The following is a 584-nucleotide window of genomic DNA, read 5'->3' as shown; positions in this document are numbered from 1 at the left end:
ACCATGTTAATACCATTAATCTCTTCAATAGTTTTAATATCATCTTCGCTAAACATTCCAAATAATACTAAATCATCTAAATTATTTTTATCGAAATACTCTTCAGCAGTAAGTTTAAAATCTCTATATACTGTCTTTACAGCCACAAAAAAAAGCACCGCTAAAGTTACTATAAAAATAGCAGACATAAATATCGCAAGCTGTTTGCTAATTTTTCTAAATAAAAGTTTTGTTTTTATATTAACCATTATTTTCCCATTAATAAAATTATTTTATTACCATTCTATATCTTCAGGATTTAAAGGATTTTCTACATCATATTTTTCTATTACTTCTCCGCTTAAAACCTTAACAACCGTATCAGCCATTTTAGCAATCTCTTTACTATGAGTAATTAATACTATACTAGTACCAAAATCCTTATTTAAGTTTCTTAATATCCTAAGAGCCATAATACCAGTTTTATTATCCAAAGCACCAGTAGGCTCATCGCATAATACAACTTTTGGCTTTTTAGCTATAGCACGAGCAATACTTACCCTCTGCTGTTCTCCTCCAGATAATTCTGTAGGATAATGTTTCTC

1 protein-coding gene and 1 pseudogene are annotated in these 584 nt (G+C 28.9%); both read right to left on the bottom strand.

Translation table 11 applies throughout. The features are described 5' to 3' along the window. Window positions 1–248: pseudogene (locus tag GQX97_RS14165) on the bottom strand (ABC transporter permease); the annotation flags it as partial. A gap of 27 nt (window positions 249–275) precedes the next feature. Next, a partial coding sequence (locus tag GQX97_RS14160; protein ID WP_157152357.1) for an ATP-binding cassette domain-containing protein occupies window positions 276–584 on the bottom strand: 309 nt, incomplete at its 5' end.

This window comes from Brachyspira sp. SAP_772 (assembly GCF_009755885.1).
Lineage (GTDB): Bacteria > Spirochaetota > Brachyspiria > Brachyspirales > Brachyspiraceae > Brachyspira.
Note: the sequence above shows the minus strand (reverse complement) of the source record. Positions and strands in the feature narration are given on the sequence as shown.